At 71.2% G+C, this 17562-nt stretch carries 14 protein-coding genes and 1 riboswitch; of the genes, 6 read left to right on the top strand and 8 right to left on the bottom strand.

Annotated elements, in window-relative coordinates; all coding sequences use genetic code 11:
• Positions 1–141 precede the first annotated feature (141 nt).
• The 3 genes from ACIPWY_RS28555 to ACIPWY_RS28545 are packed head-to-tail and all read left to right on the top strand — an operon-like array spanning position 142 to position 2846.
• Positions 142–1431, top strand: coding sequence for a PspC domain-containing protein (locus ACIPWY_RS28555; protein ID WP_393703429.1), 1290 nt, complete (start codon positions 142–144; stop codon positions 1429–1431).
• Positions 1428–2153: a LuxR C-terminal-related transcriptional regulator gene (locus ACIPWY_RS28550; RefSeq protein WP_393703431.1), complete on the top strand. Its 726-nt coding sequence runs from the start codon at positions 1428–1430 to the stop codon at positions 2151–2153. Before ACIPWY_RS28555 ends, ACIPWY_RS28550 begins: the two co-directional genes overlap by 4 nt.
• A gap of 6 nt (positions 2154–2159) precedes the next feature.
• On the top strand, positions 2160–2846 hold the full coding sequence (locus ACIPWY_RS28545) for a hypothetical protein (RefSeq protein ID WP_362904259.1): 687 nt from the start codon (positions 2160–2162) through the stop codon (positions 2844–2846).
• A 197-nt stretch (positions 2847–3043) separates the two neighbouring features.
• On the opposite strand, the gene ACIPWY_RS28540 is transcribed toward ACIPWY_RS28545, so the two are convergent.
• Together ACIPWY_RS28540 and ACIPWY_RS28535 are read right to left on the bottom strand one after the other, a co-directional pair.
• Positions 3044–3682 (bottom strand): hypothetical protein, encoded by a 639-nt coding sequence (locus ACIPWY_RS28540; protein WP_393703433.1) that lies wholly within the window; start codon positions 3680–3682, stop codon positions 3044–3046.
• A 32-nt stretch (positions 3683–3714) separates the two neighbouring features.
• Positions 3715–4785, bottom strand: coding sequence for an NlpC/P60 family protein (locus ACIPWY_RS28535; protein WP_393703435.1), 1071 nt, complete (start codon positions 4783–4785; stop codon positions 3715–3717).
• A gap of 293 nt (positions 4786–5078) precedes the next feature.
• Here ACIPWY_RS28535 and ACIPWY_RS28530 point away from each other — a divergent pair, with 293 nt between their 5' ends.
• The gene (locus ACIPWY_RS28530) at positions 5079–5432 is read left to right on the top strand and encodes a hypothetical protein (protein ID WP_116510905.1); all 354 of its coding nucleotides are present in this window, start codon (positions 5079–5081) and stop codon (positions 5430–5432) included.
• A 24-nt stretch (positions 5433–5456) separates the two neighbouring features.
• Here ACIPWY_RS28530 and ACIPWY_RS28525 read toward each other — a convergent pair whose 3' ends face one another.
• Together ACIPWY_RS28525 and ACIPWY_RS28520 are read right to left on the bottom strand one after the other, a co-directional pair.
• Positions 5457–6329: a tellurite resistance/C4-dicarboxylate transporter family protein gene (locus tag ACIPWY_RS28525; protein WP_393703564.1), complete on the bottom strand. Its 873-nt coding sequence runs from the start codon at positions 6327–6329 to the stop codon at positions 5457–5459.
• A gap of 102 nt (positions 6330–6431) precedes the next feature.
• Positions 6432–7601: an NlpC/P60 family protein gene (locus tag ACIPWY_RS28520; RefSeq protein ID WP_393703437.1), complete on the bottom strand. Its 1170-nt coding sequence runs from the start codon at positions 7599–7601 to the stop codon at positions 6432–6434.
• Between the two features lie 8 nt (positions 7602–7609).
• Positions 7610–7772: riboswitch (cyclic di-AMP (ydaO/yuaA leader) on the bottom strand.
• A gap of 253 nt (positions 7773–8025) precedes the next feature.
• Here ACIPWY_RS28520 and pcrA point away from each other — a divergent pair.
• Positions 8026–10542, top strand: a complete 2517-nt coding sequence (gene pcrA / locus ACIPWY_RS28515) for a DNA helicase PcrA (protein WP_393703439.1) — start codon at positions 8026–8028, stop codon at positions 10540–10542.
• Positions 10543–10573: 31 nt separating this feature from the next.
• Here the strand turns inward: pcrA and ACIPWY_RS28510 are convergent, their stop codons facing one another.
• Both ACIPWY_RS28510 and ACIPWY_RS28505 read right to left on the bottom strand, forming a co-directional pair.
• Entirely contained in the window at positions 10574–12214 is a 1641-nt protein-coding gene (locus tag ACIPWY_RS28510; protein WP_393703441.1) for a M23 family metallopeptidase, read from the bottom strand.
• Between the two features lie 232 nt (positions 12215–12446).
• Positions 12447–13433: an alpha/beta fold hydrolase gene (locus ACIPWY_RS28505; protein WP_362904273.1), complete on the bottom strand. Its 987-nt coding sequence runs from the start codon at positions 13431–13433 to the stop codon at positions 12447–12449.
• Positions 13434–13869: 436 nt separating this feature from the next.
• Here ACIPWY_RS28505 and ACIPWY_RS28500 point away from each other — a divergent pair, with 436 nt between their 5' ends.
• Positions 13870–14286: a cobalamin B12-binding domain-containing protein gene (locus tag ACIPWY_RS28500; RefSeq protein WP_362904275.1), complete on the top strand. Its 417-nt coding sequence runs from the start codon at positions 13870–13872 to the stop codon at positions 14284–14286.
• Positions 14287–14368: 82 nt separating this feature from the next.
• Here the strand turns inward: ACIPWY_RS28500 and ACIPWY_RS28495 are convergent, their stop codons facing one another.
• Together ACIPWY_RS28495 and ACIPWY_RS28490 are read right to left on the bottom strand one after the other, a co-directional pair.
• Entirely contained in the window at positions 14369–16006 is a 1638-nt protein-coding gene (locus tag ACIPWY_RS28495) for a DUF5691 domain-containing protein (protein WP_393703443.1), read from the bottom strand.
• 64 nt (positions 16007–16070) lie between these two features.
• Entirely contained in the window at positions 16071–17483 is a 1413-nt protein-coding gene (locus ACIPWY_RS28490; RefSeq protein ID WP_393703445.1) for an SWIM zinc finger family protein, read from the bottom strand.
• Positions 17484–17562: the final 79 nt, after the last annotated feature.

Raw genomic sequence — 17562 nt, 5'->3', positions numbered from 1 at the left:
CGTCCGCAGCGGCAGTCGGGACGACCCTGGACGAACCCTGAGATCGCCCCTGACGGCGCTCGGGGCAGGGACGGAGATCAGGGGAGTCTCCGGGCTCAACCCTGATGCCCGGGGTCCGGCCCGCGTGTGACCATCAATGGCATGCCGGAAGCCGCAGCACCACCCATTGATGTCCCGCGGCCGCCGCGCAAGCTCTACCGCTCCAGCGACGGACGCTGGCTCGGCGGAGTGGCGCGGGGGCTCGCCGGGCATCTCGGCCTGCCCGTGATCTGGGTGCGGCTGGTCTTTGCGGGCCTGTTCATGGCGGACGGCCTCGGCGCGCTCCTGTACGCGGCGTTCTGGTTCTTCGTCCCGCTCGGCGTCGGCGGTGTGGGCAGCGAGCGGACCCCTGCGTTCACCACGGAGACGGCGACGGACGGCCGGCGCAGACTCGTCGCCCGTAAGCCGGACAAGGGGCAGATCCTCGCCCTGCTCCTCATGGTCGTCGTGTCGATGATCTTCGTCGGCAATGTGAATCTGGCGGGGAACGCGAAGGCGTATCTGTGGCCGACGCTCCTCGTCGGTGCGGGCGTGGCCCTCGTCTGGCGCCAGGCGGACAATGCGCGCAGGGCCCGCTGGATGGAGGTCGGCCGCCGCAGGCGCACGCTGAATCTGGCGCGGTCCGCAGCCGGTGTCGTACTCGTCGGGGCAGGTGTCACCGGGATCTTCGTGCTCCAGGGGTCGGCCCAGCATCTCGGCTCCATCCTTCAGGCCGCTCTCGCCGTCCTCGTCGGAATCGCCCTCCTCGCCGGCCCCTATCTCGTGCGCATGACGCAGGACCTGTCCGAGGAGCGCCTCATGCGGATCCGGGCGCAGGAGCGGGCGGAGGTCGCGGCCCATGTCCACGACTCGGTGCTGCACACGCTCACGCTGATCCAGCGGAACGCGGAGAGCGCGAGCGAGGTACGGCGCCTGGCCCGGGCCCAGGAGCGCGACCTGCGGGCCTGGCTCTACAGACCGGAGGGGAACGGGAAGGACGAGGCGGAGGAGCCCGGCACGGTCGCGGAGGCGGTCAAGCGCAGCGCCGCCGAGGTCGAGGACAAGCACGGGGTGCCCCTCGAGGTCGTGGTGGTCGGCGACTGCCCGCTCGACGACGGTCTCTCGGCACAGATGCAGGCCGCGCGGGAAGCAATGGTGAATGCCGCCAAGTACGGTGGCGAAGGCGGTGCGGTCCAGGTCTATGCCGAGGTCGAGGAGGAGACGGTGTTCGTGTCCGTACGCGACCGGGGCCCCGGTTTCGACCTCGACTCGATTCCCGCGGACCGGATGGGCGTACGAGAATCGATCATCGGCCGGATGGAGCGCAACGGCGGCACGGCGCGGCTGCGCGCGGTGCCGGACGGCGGCACGGAGGTCGAACTGACCATGAAGAGGGCGGAGCAGACCCCATGAGTGACGAGCAGGTCAAGCCGGACGCGACCGTGGCGAGCGGGCCGGAGACGGAGCCGGTCGGCCGTCACGCCCGCGTGGTCCTTGTCGACGACCACCGGATGTTCCGCACCGGTGTCCAGGCGGAGATCGGCCGCACGGAGACGACGGGCGTCGAGGTGGTCGGCGAGGCCGCGGACGTGGATCAGGCGGTCACGGTCATCACGGCCACCCGCCCCGAGGTCGTCCTCCTCGACGTGCACCTGCCCGGTGGCGGGGGCGTCGAAGTCCTGCGCCGCTGCGCCCCGTTGATGACGGCCGCCGACAACCCGGTCCGGTTCCTGGCCCTTTCCGTCTCGGACGCCGCCGAGGACGTCATCGGTGTCATCCGCGGTGGCGCCCGCGGGTACGTCACGAAGACGATCACCGGCACTGACCTGGTGGACTCGATCTTCCGGGTCCAGGACGGCGACGCAGTCTTCTCGCCGCGCCTGGCGGGCTTCGTCCTCGACGCGTTCGCGTCGACCGACGCTCCGCCGGTCGACGAGGACCTCGACCGCCTGACGCAGCGCGAGCGCGAGGTCCTGCGCCTCATCGCCCGCGGTTACGCGTACAAGGAGATCGCCAAGCAGCTGTTCATCTCCGTGAAGACGGTCGAGTCCCATGTCTCGGCAGTCCTGAGAAAGCTCCAGCTGTCGAACCGCCACGAGCTGACCCGGTGGGCGACGGCACGGCGTCTGGTCTGACGGGCGGTGACGACACGTCTTCCGCAGTCCGCGCTGAGCAGCGGCGCCATATTCCACCTCGTCGGTCTCGCGGCCGACGCGGCGGAATCGGGTGATCCGCTGGAGTGGCAGGTGCTGCGCTATCAGCGGATACAGGGAGTTGAGTACACCCGCTCGCCCTGGAGCTGGCCGCTGCAGCCGGCCGCGGCCCAACTCGACTATCTGGCCCACACGTTCACCGAGGAGTTCTTCTCGACCTGCCCGCCGTCCGCCCGCGCCCTGTGGAGGCGTGCGGCGGGGAAGCGGACTGTGCCCGAGTTCATGAACGACCTGGCGACGCTCCTGAGGATGGCGTGCCGCGAACCCGAGGCGACGTACGAGGAGATCCCGCTCGCCGGCTGGGAGCTGGCGGTGAGATTTCCGCGCCTGCTGGGCTTCGAGACCTGGCTCGAAGCGGCTCTCCCCGACGAAGAGGACCCGGTCCGTGCGGGGATAGAGAGCGAACACCCTTACTGCGCCGAGCACTTGCCGGAGCTGATCGCCCAGGTGACGCAGGTACTCGCCCTCTGCCGGGACTCGGAGGCGTTCGCCGGGCAGTTGCGCGCGCGGTGCGGCGCCGCGACTCCCGAACTGCTGGCCGAAGTGGCGGACCGCGCCTACGCCCACATGGCGCACGAGCACCGGAGCGGCGCGCTCCTGCAGCCGCCCGCGTAGCCCCCGCGAAGCTGCCGTCCGACGCCGTGAGTTCGCAGCGGGCGGTGTCGCCCTCCTTGCCGACGAGCGCTACCGCGAACCCGGTCGCGGCAAGAGGACAAGCGGAGCAAGAGGGAGTGGGCGGGCCACCGAGTATTGCGGTGTGGGCCCCAGGCCCGGCCGTGGTGAAAACCTGACCGCGCCGCGCGAGCTCGCCCTCAGCGGTGTGTGCCGCCCCGTGCCGGTGCCGGGCTCGGCCTCCGCACCGCCCAGCGGTAGTGGCTCAGCGCCTTCCTGACCCCGATGAGGCCCGTCAGCCAGAGGATGGTGCCTGCGCCCATGCCGAGGGCGACATCCGAGTGGGTGTCCCGCCCCGGTTCGGCGTACGCGGCCGCACCGAGAGACGCCCACAGGCCGAGTGCGCACAGCACGAGTGAGGACAGGCACCAGGTGAGACTGGCGCCGGGGGCGCGCAGCCGGGCATCGGTCGCCGGATCAGTGTCCAACGCGACCCAGGCATCGGTGAGTTCGCGAATTTTCCGGTCGCGGCGCATGCCGAGCACGACGCCGACGACCGCGGGGGCGAGCGCCGCCAGGCCGAGGATCACGAAGACCGGGCCGAAGGCGAAGGCGAGCGGATCCTTGTCCTCGATGAGCTGGAGCGTCAGGACCAGCAGGGACCAGCCGATGACGCCGCCGAACCCGCACAGCCACAGCAGCAGGAGGCGGTGCGCCGCGAGGTATGTCCTGCGCAGCTCGCGGAGGGCCATACCGCGGTCGGTGAGCAGTGTCTGCCGGTCCGGCCACGTACGGAGTTGGACAGGGGGCGGAGGCGGCGGCAACGCACGGCTAGGCATGGCCCTGACATTACCGGCGGGCCCGCACCGGCTCACGCCACCCGTGTAGCCCCGGCGAACGGCATCTCGTCGATCGGGGCGATGCGGACCGGGGCGCTCGGGTTCGGGGCGTGGATCATTTTGCCGTTGCCGATGTAGAGACCGACGTGGCTGATGCCCGAGTAGAAGAACACCAGGTCACCCGGCTGCAGTTGGGAGCGAGGGATGCGGGGGCCCGCGTTGATCTGGGAGTACGTGGTGCGCGGCAGGGAGATGCCGGCCGCGCGGTAAGCGGCCTGGGTGAGGCCGGAGCAGTCGAAGGCGTTCGGGCCCGTGGCGCCCCACACGTAGGGGCTGCCGAGGGCGCTGTAGGCGTAGGCGATGGCCGCCGCCGTGCGGGAGTCCGGGGCCTTGGGCAAGGCGCCGGACGGCAGTTCGCGGGAGGTGTCCGAGCGGGAGGCGCGGCCGGCCGTGCCGGTGTCGCCTGCGCCCGCGCCGACGCCGGTGCGCTCGGCCGCCGGTAACTGGGCGAGCAGGCGCTTCGCCTCGGCCAGCTTCCCGGTGACGGTCTTCTTCTGCTTCTTCAGTTCGCCCTGCCGCTTGCGCAGCTCGGCGAGCCGGCCGTCCGCCTCGGAGCGCAGCTGGTCGATCTGCCGCAGTTCGCGCTGCACGCGCCCGATCGCGGATGCCTGCCGCGTGCCGAGCCGGTCGGCGAGCGCCGCGTTGTCGAGGTACTTGGCGGGGTCGGAGGACAGGACGAGCTGGACCGCCGGGTCGAGCGCGCCGGTGCGGTACTGAGCGGCGGCGGCCGAACCGAGCGCCTCGCGCTGGGTGTTGAGCCGGTCCGTCCTGCGGGCCGCCTCGTCCCGCAGTGAGCCGAGCTTCTTCTCGGCCCTGTCCGCCTTCTCCTTGGCGCCGTTGTACTTCTCGGTCGCCTTCTCGGCCTCCTGGTAGAGCTGGTCGACCTTCGCCTTCACCTGGCTCGGGGTGAGCCGGGGATCCGCGTGTGCCGCGCCGTCCAGGACGGTGGCGGTCGCCGCGGAGGCGAGAGCGAGGGTCGCCGCGGTGCGGGCCGTAGGGCCGGTGAGCGAGCGCTGTCGGGGCTTGCGGTGCGCTGCCGACACGAGGGGCACGTCCTTCCGGTACGTACTGCTTACGCGTCCGGCGGCGGCCCGCACAGGGGGAGCGGGCCGCCGCCGGACCTTTCTCGGCGGTAGGTGCCCGGCTTCCGCCTCTGAGCGGGGCGGGGGTGGGATGCCGGTCACCTGAGGAAGGACGCTAAACCTGACCGTCACGGGTTGGTGACGGATTGTCCGCAACTGGTCCTCGAGTTCTGGGTGTGACCGCATGTGACCGCCGGCGGACCGGTGCGGGCCGGTTCATGGGGGCAGTGAGGCCCCGGCTAGGCTCGCCCGTCATGGACGTACTCATCCACCTCTTCGTCGGCCTGCACATCATCGGCATCGCCTCGCTCCTCGGCGGGTTCCTCACCCAGATGAAGGCGATGGGCAAGGGAACGGCCCGGTTCGTCCCGGCGATGCTGCACGGCGCGCTGACCATGCTGGTCACGGGAGTTGTCCTCGTGGGCCTGAATCAGGCGGACGACAACACCGTCAACAACATCAAGATCGGCGTGAAACTCGCGCTGCTGATCGTGATCCTGGGCCTCGTGTACGTGAAGCGGGACGACGAGAAGGTCGACAAGGGCCTGTTCGGCCTCGTCGGCCTCCTGACCACCGCGAACATCTTCATCGCGGTCCTCTGGACCTGAGCCGGCCGGTGTTCGGGACCCGAGTCAGCGTGCTGCTCCGGACCTGAACGTCGCGAACAGGGTGGCGAGCCACGCGGCCACGGCGACCCACACCAGCACCTGCCCCGGCCCCTTGAGCCAGGTCACATCGGCGGCGGCGCCCACGGACAGTGCCGCCGCCGCTGTCATTCCCATCGGGAAGACCGTCGACCACCGCCGGATGTCGTAACGCGGCCGGGGCCACCGCACCTCCGCCAGCACCAGCACGACGTACCAGGTCACGTCCAGCGCGAGCAGCAGAAAGCTCACGGTGCGCAGGACGTCCGTGTCGTCCTCGTTCCACAGACCCGTCGCGACGAGCTTCGACGCCGCGAGCGCGGAGATGGCGAGCGCGCCTCCCGCGACCCACTGGTCCCCGGCGCCGGAGGCCACCTCGCGCAGGTCGAAGCGGAGCAGCGCGAAGCAGTACAGGACGAGCCCGCCCCAGAAGAGCACCATTCCCGTGAACGCGAGCCAGTGCGCCCCGACCGCGGGCGCGAGCGTCGCCGCGAGGACGACGAGGCCCTGTGTCGCGACGCAGCCGAGGAACACGCCTCCCGGCATCCGCGGCTTCCAGTGCCGTACGACGTTGATCATCAGCACCGGCCAGACGACCACGGACAGGGCGAGGAGCGCCTCGGCCAGGGTCTGCCATCCGAACAGGGAGATCCGGGTGCCGAGGACGGCCGTCGCCGCGACCGCGGTGAGCGCGGGCGGGGTGTCCGCCTCGGACTGCCAGCGGTCGCGCTCCCGCACCAGCCGTTTCGCGAAGTCCGCCGCGAGGAGCAGCCAGAGGGCGGCGGCGAGCACCAGCATGATGCCGGACAGCACCGGATAACCGGTCAGTCGCAGGCCGACCGAGATGATGCCGGTGGCCATGACGGCGGCGCCGGCTGCCGGCGGGAGCTGGGACCAGGAGGGTCCGGGGCGTGGGGTTGCGTTCGGGCCGCGCACCGCCCGAACGTAACCCCACGAAGGCGGTCAGGCCGGACGCACCACGCTGTGTATCGGCATGTAGTAGATCGACTCGACGCGGACGTTCGCGCCCGGCTTCGGGGCGTGGATCATCTTGCCGTCGCCGATGTAGATGCCGACGTGGCTGATGTCGTCGTAGAAGAAGACCAGGTCGCCGGGTTGCGCGTTGGCCGTGGTGACGGTCGTGCCGACCTTGACCTGGTCCCAGGTCGTGCGCGGCAGTGAGATGCCGGCCGCCTTCCACGCGGCCTGCGTGAGGCCCGAGCAGTCGTACGAGTCCGGGCCGGTGGCGCCCCACACGTACGGCTTGCCCTCCTGGGACTCGGCGAAGGCGATGACCTTCGCGGCCTTGGCGGCGTAGCCGCTGCCGGTGCTTCCGGAGCCCGTACCCGTACCCGTACCCGTGTCCGAACCGGTGCCGGGGTTCTCCTTCTGCTGCGTCTCCTCGGCCGCCTTGCGCTTGGCCTCCGCCTCGGCCTGCTGACGCGCCAGCTCCTCCGCCTTCTTCCTGGCGGCCTCCTGCTTCTTCTTCTCGATCGCCGCGAGCCGCGCCTTCTCCTCGGCGGTCAACTTCGACAGGAGTTCGCGGGCGTCGCCGAGCTTCTGCTGGACGTCCCTCTTCGTGCTCCTGAGCGTGGCCTGCGAAGTGGTGAGCGTCTCAAGGCTCTTGGCCGCCTCCGTGCGCTTCTTCGTCGTGGCGGCCTGCTCGGTCTGGTAGTCGTCGACGGCCTTCTTCTGGCGGCTCGTGAGCCGGCTCATCAGCTGGTCCTGGTCGAAGTAGTCCTGCGCGTCGTCGGCGAGAAGCAGCGTCGCGGTGTCGGAGACGGCGCCCGTGCGGTACTGGGCCGCGGCGAAGGTGCCGAGCTCCTGGCGGGCCTTGTTGAGCTTCTCGGTGCGCTGTGCGACGTCGTCGAGCAGGTCACCGACGTGCTTTTGCTGCTTGGCGGTGCGCTCCTTGGCCGCGTTGTACTTCTCCGTGGCGACGCCCGCCTGGTGGTAGAGGGTGTCGACCTTCTTCTGGACCTCTTCCAGGCTCGGCTTCGCGGGCGCGGACGGGGCGGCGTTCGCGCTCTGCGAGAGCAGGGCGATGGAGGTGAGGGCCGCCGTGGTGATGCCGACGACGGGGGCCGTGCGGGGACCGGCTGTCCTGGTGCGCGGCTTGCGGTGCGACGCCAAGGGGCGCGTCTCCTTCCCATGACCGCCTACCGGGTTAGCTGTCGGGTTCGGGCGGATATTCGGAAGGCTGCCCTACGGCCGTCCCTGACGGGTCGTCGGCCGATTCACCCCAAAGGTCGTGGGTCCCCGGTTCCATGCCTCTCGGCGTACTGAACTCAGCGGGGGCGACCCGTTCGCGGCGTGGTTGCCGACGGAGGGACGGGCGGCCCGCGGAGCACGCTAGCCAACTCGTGTGGCTGCTGTGAAGGTTGATGTTCGATATGCCCGATACATTTTCGTGACCTTCGGCAATCTTGTTCGTGACCTCCGGTAACCCTTACGGAGCGTGATTCGCGCACTACGAGAGGTGGCCGGGTCCGCGAAGTCGGGCGAAGTTTCCGGGGCGGCCGTGGGTGTCAGTGGGGCGGCCTAGACTCGTAGAGCGATGAGCAGCCTCTTTGACGACAGCTTCCTGGCGGACCTCACGGCTTCGAAGGCCAGTGAGGAACATGCCCCGCCGCCGCCCGAGGACGACACGGCTCCGGAGGACGTTCCGGACGACCTGTTCGACGGGAAGTTCGACGTGCCCCCGGCCAGGGACGCGTACTACCGGGACGGCGCCCCACGCCCGGCGCTCGACCCGGCGGCGCTCCTCGACGGGCTGAACACGAACCAGAAGGCGGCCGTCGTCCACGGCGGCTCCCCGCTGCTCATCGTGGCGGGCGCGGGTTCCGGCAAGACCCGCGTGCTCACGCACCGCATCGCGTACCTCCTCGGTGAGCGCGGTGTGCACCCCGGCCAGATCCTCGCGATCACGTTCACGAACAAGGCCGCGGGCGAGATGAAGGAGCGCGTCGAGTCCCTGGTCGGCCCGCGGGCGAACGCGATGTGGGTGTCGACGTTCCACAGCGCCTGCGTGCGCATCCTGCGCCGCGAGTCGAAGAAGCTCGGCTTCACGTCGTCGTTCTCGATCTACGACGCCGCCGACTCCAAGCGCCTCATGGCCCTGGTCTGCCGGGACCTCGATCTGGACCCGAAGAAGTTCCCGCCGAAGTCCTTCAGCGCCAAGATCTCGAACCTGAAGAACGAGCTGATCGACGAGGAGGACTTCGCGGGCCAGGCCGCCGACGGCTTCGAGAAGACCCTCGCCCAGGCCTACGCGATGTACCAGTCCCGCCTCCGCGAGGCGAACGCGCTGGACTTCGACGACCTGATCATGACGACGGTGCACCTCCTGCGCGCCTTCCCGGACGTCGCCGAGCACTACCGCCGCCGCTTCCGCCATGTCCTGGTCGACGAGTACCAGGACACGAACCACGCGCAGTACGCGCTGGTCAGAGAGCTGGTGGGCTCGGCCGACAGCGGTCGCGCGGAGGACGAGCCGCCCCGCGCGGACGACCTCCCGCCCGCCGAGCTGTGCGTGGTGGGTGACGCGGACCAGTCGATCTACGCGTTCCGCGGAGCCACCATCCGTAACATCCTCCAGTTCGAGGAGGACTACCCGGACGCGACGACGATCCTGCTCGAGCAGAACTACCGCTCGACGCAGACCATCCTCTCCGCGGCCAACGCGGTCATCGAGCGCAACGAATCCCGCCGCCCCAAGAACCTGTGGACGAACGCGGGCGCGGGCGCGCAGATCACGGGCTACGTCGCGGACACCGAGCACGACGAGGCGCAGTTCGTCGCCGACGAGATCGACCGGCTCACGGACGCGCGCGACGCGAAGGCCGGCGATGTCGCCGTCTTCTACCGGACGAACGCGCAGTCCCGTGTCTTCGAGGAGATCTTCATCCGCGTCGGCCTGCCCTACAAGGTCGTCGGCGGAGTCCGCTTCTACGAGCGCAAGGAGGTCAGGGACGTCCTGGCCTATCTGCGGGTGCTCGCCAACCCCGAGGACTCCGTCCCCCTGCGCCGCATTCTCAACGTGCCGAAGCGGGGCATCGGCGACCGCGCCGAAGCGATGATCGACGCGCTCTCCCAGCGCGAGAAGATCTCCTTCCCGCAGGCGCTGCGCCGGGTCGACGAGGCGTACGGCATGGCGGCCCGCTCGACGAACGCGGTGAAGCGGTTCAACACGCTGATGGAGGACCTCCGCACGATCGTCGAGTCGGGCGCGGGCCCGGCCACGGTCCTGGAGGCCGTGCTCGAACGGACCGGCTACCTCGCCGAGTTGCAGTCGTCGACGGACCCGCAGGACGAGACGCGCATCGAGAACCTTCAGGAACTCGCCGCCGTGGCCCTGGAGTTCGAGCAGGAGAGTGCGACGGCGGACGGCGCCACCGAGGGCGCGGCCGAGGGCGAGGCGAGCGTCGGCACGCTGTCCGAGTTCCTGGAGCGGGTCGCGCTCGTCGCCGACTCCGACCAGATCCCGGACGAGGAGGACGACGGCTCCGGCGTCATCACGCTGATGACGCTGCACACCGCCAAGGGCCTCGAATTCCCGGTCGTCTTCCTGACCGGCATGGAGGACGGCGTGTTCCCGCACATGCGCTCCCTCGGCCAGGTCAAGGAGCTGGAGGAGGAGCGCCGCCTCGCCTACGTCGGCATCACACGCGCGCGTGAGCGGCTGTATCTGACCCGCTCCACGCTGCGCAGCGCCTGGGGCCAGCCCTCGTACAACCCGCCGTCACGCTTCCTGGAGGAGATCCCGGACGCGCATCTGGAGTGGAAGCGGACCGGCGCCATGGCGCCCGCCAAGTCGGCGGGACCGGCGAGCGGGATCGCCGCGTCGCTCTCGTCGTCGCGCTCGCGCTCGACACCGGCGTTCGCCACGCGCCGCGCGACCGAGAAGCCGGTCGTTGCGCTGTCCGTGGGGGACCGGGTCACGCACGATCAGTTCGGCCTCGGCACGGTCGTCGGAGTCAAGGGCACGGGGACGAACGCGGAGGCGACGGTCGACTTCGGCGAGCCCAAGCCGAAGCGCCTGCTGCTGCGGTACGCGCCGGTGGAGAAGTTGTAGGGGGCCGGAGGACTGCTGCCGGGGCTCGGCCCTACGTCGGGTCGAGCCCGTGGCTGCGCAGCCACGGGAGCGGGTCGACGGCCGAGCCGCCGCCGGGACGCACCTCGAAGTGCAGGTGCGGACCGGTGGAGTTGCCGGAGTTCCCGGAGTGCGCGATGAGGTCGCCGGCCTTGACCGGTCCGCTCATCACGGCGTGGCTGGAGAGGTGGCAGTACCAGGTCTCCGTGCCGTCCTTCGCCGTCAGGATCGCCATGTTCCCGTACGCGCTGTTCCACTGCGTACGGATGGTGCCGTCGGTCGCGGCCATCACCGGCGTCCCGTACGAGACGGGGAAGTCGATGCCGGTGTGCACGGACATCCAGTTGATACCCGCCTGCCCGTAGTACGCGCTCAGTCCGTGCTGCTTGACCGGGAGGACGAACTTGGGCCGCAGCCGCTCCTTGCGCGCCGCTTCCTCCGCCGCCTGCTTCCGCTCGGCCTGCTGCTTGGCCCTGAGGTCGATACGTTCCTGGGTGCGGCTCGCCCGGTCGGCGAAGTCACCCGCGTCCGCGGAGAGGTCCGCGAGCTGGGTGTCGAGCTTGTTGTTGGCGACGGAGGGCTTCACGGCGGTCGCGTCGGGCGCGGAGGCCGCCGTCGTGTCCTTGCTGTCATCGCCGCCGATGCCGCCGACGGAGGCCGCGGCCACACCCGCGACACCCATCACGCACGCCGAGGGCACCGCGACGGTGAGCAGCGCGGAGCGCTTGGCGGGGGAGCGGCGGCGGGAGCGTGCGCGCTGGGCCGGGGTGACCGGCGCGGGCCGCTCGTCGCGGGCGACGATCTCCTCGACGTCGTCCAGGCCGTCGCCGTAGCTGTCGTGGTGAACGTCGCTGAGGCCGTCGGTGTGCCCGTCGTTGTGGCTCAACTCGGGCTCGGCGGCGTCGGGTTGCCCGTAGTCGTGACGGGCGTCGAGGTCGCTGTCGTCGCCTTCGGTGCCCGCGGAGTTCCACGCGGTGGCGTCGTACGCGCCGGTGTCGAAGGTCTGCGCTTCGAAGGTCTGTGTTGCGAAGGGCTGGGCCTCGAACGTCTGGGTCTCATAGGCCTGGGCCTCGAACGTCTGGGTCTCGAAGCCCTGCGCGTCGAAGGTCCCGGTCCCGTACGTCCCGGTCTCGAAGGCCGCCGGTGCCTGGAAGGTCTGCGTGGCGAACGCGTCCTGCGTGGTGAATCCCTGCGCCTGCGCCCCGAAGGCACTCGCGTCCCACTGCCCGGTCTGGTCGGCCCACGCGCTGTTGTCCCACTGGCCGGAATGGTCCGGTCCGGACTGGGCCGGAATACCGCCGAGTTGCTCGTGAGCGGCGGTCCCCCAGGCGGCGGTGGTGTCGTAACTGCCGGTGCCGTACGCGGAGGCGTGCTGCTGTGCCGCGTACGGGTCGTGGTGCTGGGGTTCCTGCCCCGTCAGCGTCTGGTGCGCGCCGGTCGCCCACTGACTGCTGTCGTACGAGCCGGTGCTCTGCGCGCCGGGAAGGTCGCCGAAGAGCGGGTCGGCCGCGAAACCGCCCGTGGCGTGGCCGTCGTAACCGGTGTAGTCGCCGTACTGCGCGCTCTGCTGGTCATACGGAGCGTAGGGCGCGTAGTCGGCGTCCTGAGCCGGGGCCGGGGAGGTCTGAGTCCCCGACGGGTGACGGTCGTTCACCAACTTCTCTTTCGCCTCGACAACAGGGGCTGCCAGAGCAGTGCGGTGACTGTACCCGGCGGTACGCGGGCTCGACAATCTTCGGCAGGTTTCCCGCTCGCAGGAAACGGGCATTCGGCCGTCTTTCGGCGGACTGTGGGCAGAGCTTTGGCTCTGCGTTCGAGAATCGTTCGACGTTTGGCCAGTTCGGAGACCGATCCGGAGGCAGGATCAGGCCAGGGTCAGGTCGCGGTCAGGCCACTGTCAGACCGCTTACCGAGTCGGTGGCGCGCGTTCCTTCCGTTTCCACGGCGTCGAGCGCCTGCCGGATGCCGGCGGCGACCGCCGGGTGGACGGGGAGCGCGAGGTGCCCGACGCCGGTGACGCGGACGTTCTGCGCGATCAGGTCGGGGTGGTCGATGCAGGCCGTCTCCAGCGGAACCATGATCTGGTCGAGGTCGCTCCAGAAACTCACGAAGTGGGTGCGGCAGCCGGGAGCGGGCCGGGACAGCTCCTCGATGACGGTCGAGCCGGGGCGCATCTGCCGGACGATCGGGTGTGCGTCCAGCAGAGGCGCGATCGTGGTCCCGCTGTGCGGGGTGCCGAGCGACACGAGGGTGCGTACGCGCAGATCGCCGCCCAGGCGCTGCACGTAGTAGCGGGCGATGAGTCCGCCGAGGCTGTGCCCCACGATGTCCACCCGGTCGTGGCCCGTGCGCTCGCAGATCTCCTCGACGTGGCGGGCGAGCAGCGCGGCGGCGGTGCGGATGTCGTAGGTCAGCGGCGAATAGTTGAGTGACTCCACGTGGTGCCTGCCGTGCTGGGCGAGCGAGCGGCGCAGCAGGACGAAGACGGAGCGGTTGTCGATGAAGCCGTGCATGAGGAGGACCGGCGGCTTGCTCTGTGCGGCCGGCAGCCGGGCGCTGCGGTCGGTGTGGGCGTTTTCGGCCCCGGGCCCCGGCAGGGCGGCGCTCTGAGTCAGGTGCGAGGCGTCCTCGCCCCCCTCGTTCACGCCCTCCGGTGTGGGGGCGTAGGCGAGCGGAGGCAGCGCGGGGGCGTCCCGGCGCTCCTGGGTGATGCCGGAGGGGTAGAGGAGGACATGTCCGGCGAGGATCGCGACCTCGAGTGCGGTCGCCTTCAGCAGAGAGACGGAGACTCCGGCCAGCCTGGCGGGGAACACCAACCTGGCGGGAATCAGCTGACAGAGCGGGCGAAAAGGCAGGATCCCTGTGACCTTCATGGCCGACCTCCCGTCGGCACCCGGGAAAACGGCTCTGTCTCCCGTGTGCCCTCATGGGAAGCATGCGCCGAGGTGGCCGACGATGCGCGTCGTACGCGGGCGGTGACCATTTGGTTCCCCTGCGTAATCGTCGCGGTGCGTCACGGAAATCCCGTACGTACCGCGGCGCCGATGCGCCGTGCCGCCCGCCGCGCGGCCCGCGGCGGTGTGGTGCGACTGTCTCTTTGCGGCTCCCCTTGCGCCGACGGCCCCCGTATGCGGCTTCTGAACCGCCTGCGGCGGCTGTGGCGCGCAGCGAACGTGTCCCAACGTGTGATTTCCCCCTCGCTCCGCACCGTGAAACGGCCGCTTGCGGGATGCTGTAGATAACGTTCGTTCACTCCCCGGGTACGCATCAGGTCAGGTATCGGGTGGAAGTCGCTTCATGGAGGCAGTGATGGGTGTGGCAGCCGGTCCGATCCGCGTGGTGGTCGCCAAGCCGGGGCTCGACGGTCACGATCGTGGGGCCAAGGTGATCGCGCGGGCGCTGCGCGATGCCGGTATGGAGGTCATCTACACCGGCCTGCACCAGACGCCGGAGCAGATCGTCGACACGGCGATCCAGGAGGACGCCGACGCGATCGGTCTCTCGATCCTTTCCGGGGCGCACAACACTCTCTTCGCCCGCGTCATCGAGCTCCTCGGGGAGCGCGACGCCGCGGACATCAAGGTGTTCGGCGGCGGGATCATCCCCGAGGCCGACATCGCTCCGCTCAAGGAGAAGGGCGTCGCGGAGATCTTCACCCCGGGCGCGACGACGGCGTCGATCGTGGACTGGGTCAACGCGAACGTTCGCCAGCCTGCCGGGGCCTGATCCCTCCCGAGTCCTCTCCCGGGTGCCGTCCCGGTGCTTCCCGGGGGAGAACGGGCCCTCACCGGCCCTCAACGGGTCCTCATCACGCTGACGCCCCTCTCAACTCGTCCCGCATCGCCTGACGCAGGCGCAACGTGCTGACCAGGCGCTGGAATGCTTCCGACCAGTAGCCGCCGGCGCCGGGGGCCGCGTCCTCCGGTTCGTCCGGGGTGGCGGTGAGGCCTTCGAGCCTGGCCGCCTCGGCGGGGTCCAGGCAGCGTTCGGCCAGGCCCATGACGCCGCTGAAGCTCCAGGGGTAACTGCCCGCGTCCCGCGCGATGTTCAGCGCGTCGACCACCGCCCGCCCGAGTGGCCCGGCCCACGGCTGGGCGCAGACCCCGAGCAACTGGAACGCCTCGGACAGACCGTGTGTCGCGATGAAACCAGCGACCCACTCGGCGCGCTCACCGCCGGGCAGCGCGCCGAGGAGCTTCGCCCGCTCGGACAGCGATACGGCGCCGGGGCCTCCGGCGTCCGGTGACGCGGGGGCGCCCAGGAGCGCGCGCGACCATACGGCGTCTCTCTGGCGCACCGCGGCCCGGCACCAGGCGGCGTGCAGTTCGCCCTGCCAGTCGTCGGCCACCGGCAGCGCGACGATCTCCTCCGGTGCGCGCCCCCCGAAGCGCGCGGTCCAGCAGTCGAGCGGTGTCGCCTCGACCAACTGGCCCAGCCACCAGGACCGTTCACCCCGGCCCGTCGGAGGCTTGGCGGCGACGCCGTCCCGCTCCATGCCCGCGTCGCACTCGTGCGGTGCCTCGACGGTGATCGTCGCCGCGCCCTGGGTGCGGTCGACCGCGACGCAGGAGGCCGCGCGTGACGCCATGCGGGCAGCGAGCGCCGAGCCGGGGAGTGCGGAGAGCAGCTCGGCGGCCGTGGCCCGGACGTTGCGGCTGCGGTCGGACAACGCCTGTTCCAGGAACGGCTCGTCGGCGTCGGCGAGCCCCGACCGCAGCGAGTCGAGGAACATCAGCCGGTCCTCGGCCCGCTCCGCGGACCATGTGGTCGCGAGCAGTTCGCGCGCCGCGGCCGGGCTGTGTGCGCGCACCGTGGCCAGGAGCGCGACCCGCTCGGCGAACAGGCCCTCTTCCCACAGGCGTTGAACGTCGTCCGCGTCCTCGGGCGCCGGGAGCGCTGTGCCGCCGCCGGGGGTGGAGCGCAGCGCGAACTTCCAGTCCGGGTTCAGCCGGGCCAGCCACAGTGCGCGCGGGCCGGCGAACGTGAGGGCCTGCGGCCGCAGATCGGTACGCCCGCGGGCCGCGTCGAGGAGTGCGGGCAGGAGATCCGCGGGCGCCGCGTACCCCTGTTCGTTGGCCCCGGCCAGCCACTGGGGCAGCAGTTCCATCAGGTCGGGGGCTGTTCCGCGGCGGCCGCCGCCGGGGCCGGGGCGGTCGGTGAGCAGCATCGCGAGTCTGCGTCGCGCGAGGGCCGGGAGCGGGGGCCGCGGGTCGTCCGCCGCCCGTGCCGGCGGCGCGGCAGCCGGTGCCGGCCGCAGCCCCGCCCGCCGCCGTACGGTCTGCACGGCGGCCGCGTCGAGCAGCGCGGCGGGTGCGTCGGTGCCGGGCGCGTGGCCCGGTGGCGTCCGCCGGTCCGTTCCGAGCAGGGCGGCCGTGACCAGCTCTTCCCATGGGTCACCGGTGGCCGTCGTGCTCGTGGTGGCCGTCGCGGTCGAAGCTCCGTTCATGTGTCGCTCCTCTCCAGCTTTTGGGTCCGCCTGGTCGTCTCTCGTGTCTGCGTCGTCCGGCTCGTCAGCACAGCGCCACCGCCTCTCCCGGGCCTTCGGGCCAGGCCGTGAGAGGGGTGAAGCCCAGGTGGCCGCATTCGCCGAAGACGGTGACCGGGGCACCGCCGGACAGCGCGGCCAGCCGCCACAGCCCGGCGCCCGACGCCGCCCTCGGCGTGATCGGGAGCGCCAGCCGCTCGGGGGTAAGCCTCCTCGAGGGCGGCTGTTCCGGCGGCGGCTGCTCCAAGTCATCCGCTGCATCCGCCAGTTGCCACCCGCCGCTCGCCTGGTCCGGGGTGGGTATGACCCGGCTCAGCGTCACCGGCCACGACTCCAGCCACGGGTCGCGGCTCAGCGCATCGCCGTACAGCCCCGCCGCCTCCGCCACGCCTGCCCCCTTGGGCCGTACGGCACTTGGGGCGGGCGCTGTGAACTGTTCGCCCAGGTCGGCGCGGAGCTGACCGTCGCCCGCGTGCGCGGAGAGCTCGGCGTCCAGCGCGAGACCGACCGGCAGCGAGAGCGCCGGGGCGCGGCCCGCTGCACCGTAGGAGAGGAGGAGCGCCGTGTGGCCGGACTCCGTCCCGTACAGCCATGTCCGGCGCGTGGTGAGCCGGCTGTCCGCCGAGTCGTACTGCGCCAGGACCAGCCACCGGTCCCGGGTGGGCCGTCCGTCCGCCGGCGCGGGCAGTCCGACGCGGGAGCGGACCGTCGCCGCGAGTCCGGCGGGGAGCAGGTCGCGGCGCAGCCAGCCGCGGTCGAGGAGGTGCAGCAGCGCGCATTCCTCCAGGAGCCGCACCGGCCAGCCGGGACCGGACGAGGGGATCGACCCCAACTCCCTGACCCGCGCGGCCAGTCCGGGCGCCTGAGCGTCCACCATGCGCGCCGCGGTCTCCTCCCACATCCCGTACCCGGCCTGCTCGGCCGAGGCGAGGCCGCCCCGCAGCAGGTCCGTGAGCCGCTGCTCCAGCTCGCTCGCGCCCGCCGTGACCCGCTCGGCGCGGCGCTCGGCCCTGCGGCGCGCGGCCTCGGGGTCAGCGGCGGCGGCCCCGCCCGCATCCGCCTCCCGCTTGGCCTCGGCACGCTTCCTGCGTCCTTGCGCCCACTGCTCCGCCCAGTCCGGGAGCGCCTGCGCGTCCGGCACCGAGCCCTCCGCCCCCGCCCACAGGAGGAGCAGCCCGAGCGCGTGCTTGCACGGGAACTTCCGGCTCGGGCAACTGCACTTGCAGGCCGGGCCCGCCGCGTCCGCGACGTCCACGACCGTCTGATACGGCTTGCTGCCACTGCCCTTGCAGAGCCCCCACACCATCCCCTCGCCCGAACTTCCCGCCTCCGACCACGGCCCGGCGACGCCGAGTCTGCTTCCCGCCTTGCGTGACGGAGCGTCAGGCGCCAGTGCCAGCACCTGGTCCGCCGTCCAGCGCACCCCCTGCTGAGTCATGTTCTCGAAGGTAGGTCCCGCCACTGACAATCGGCCGTGGCACGGGAGTTCGCGCAGGTCAGCGGCGTACGACCGGTGA

The sequence above is a fragment of the Streptomyces sp. NPDC090032 genome, from assembly GCF_044748025.1.
GTDB lineage: Bacteria > Actinomycetota > Actinomycetes > Streptomycetales > Streptomycetaceae > Streptomyces.
Note: the sequence above shows the minus strand (reverse complement) of the source record. Positions and strands in the feature narration are given on the sequence as shown.

Bases quoted from the DNA above. Each gene is read 5' to 3' on its own strand.
- ACIPWY_RS28550 (WP_393703431.1), top strand. From the start codon at position 1,428: ATGAGTGACGAGCAGGTCAAGCCGGACGCGACCGTGGCGAGCGGGCCG.
- pcrA (WP_393703439.1), top strand. From the start codon at position 8,026: ATGAGCAGCCTCTTTGACGACAGCTTCCTGGCGGACCTCACGGCTTCG.
- ACIPWY_RS28540 (WP_393703433.1), bottom strand. From the start codon at position 3,682: ATGCCTAGCCGTGCGTTGCCGCCGCCTCCGCCCCCTGTCCAACTCCGT.
- ACIPWY_RS28530 (WP_116510905.1), top strand. From the start codon at position 5,079: ATGGACGTACTCATCCACCTCTTCGTCGGCCTGCACATCATCGGCATC.
- ACIPWY_RS28490 (WP_393703445.1), bottom strand. From the start codon at position 17,483: ATGACTCAGCAGGGGGTGCGCTGGACGGCGGACCAGGTGCTGGCACTG.
- ACIPWY_RS28505 (WP_362904273.1), bottom strand. From the start codon at position 13,433: ATGAAGGTCACAGGGATCCTGCCTTTTCGCCCGCTCTGTCAGCTGATT.
- ACIPWY_RS28500 (WP_362904275.1), top strand. From the start codon at position 13,870: ATGGGTGTGGCAGCCGGTCCGATCCGCGTGGTGGTCGCCAAGCCGGGG.
- ACIPWY_RS28555 (WP_393703429.1), top strand. From the start codon at position 142: ATGCCGGAAGCCGCAGCACCACCCATTGATGTCCCGCGGCCGCCGCGC.
- ACIPWY_RS28495 (WP_393703443.1), bottom strand. From the start codon at position 16,006: ATGAACGGAGCTTCGACCGCGACGGCCACCACGAGCACGACGGCCACC.
- ACIPWY_RS28525 (WP_393703564.1), bottom strand. From the start codon at position 6,329: ATGGCCACCGGCATCATCTCGGTCGGCCTGCGACTGACCGGTTATCCG.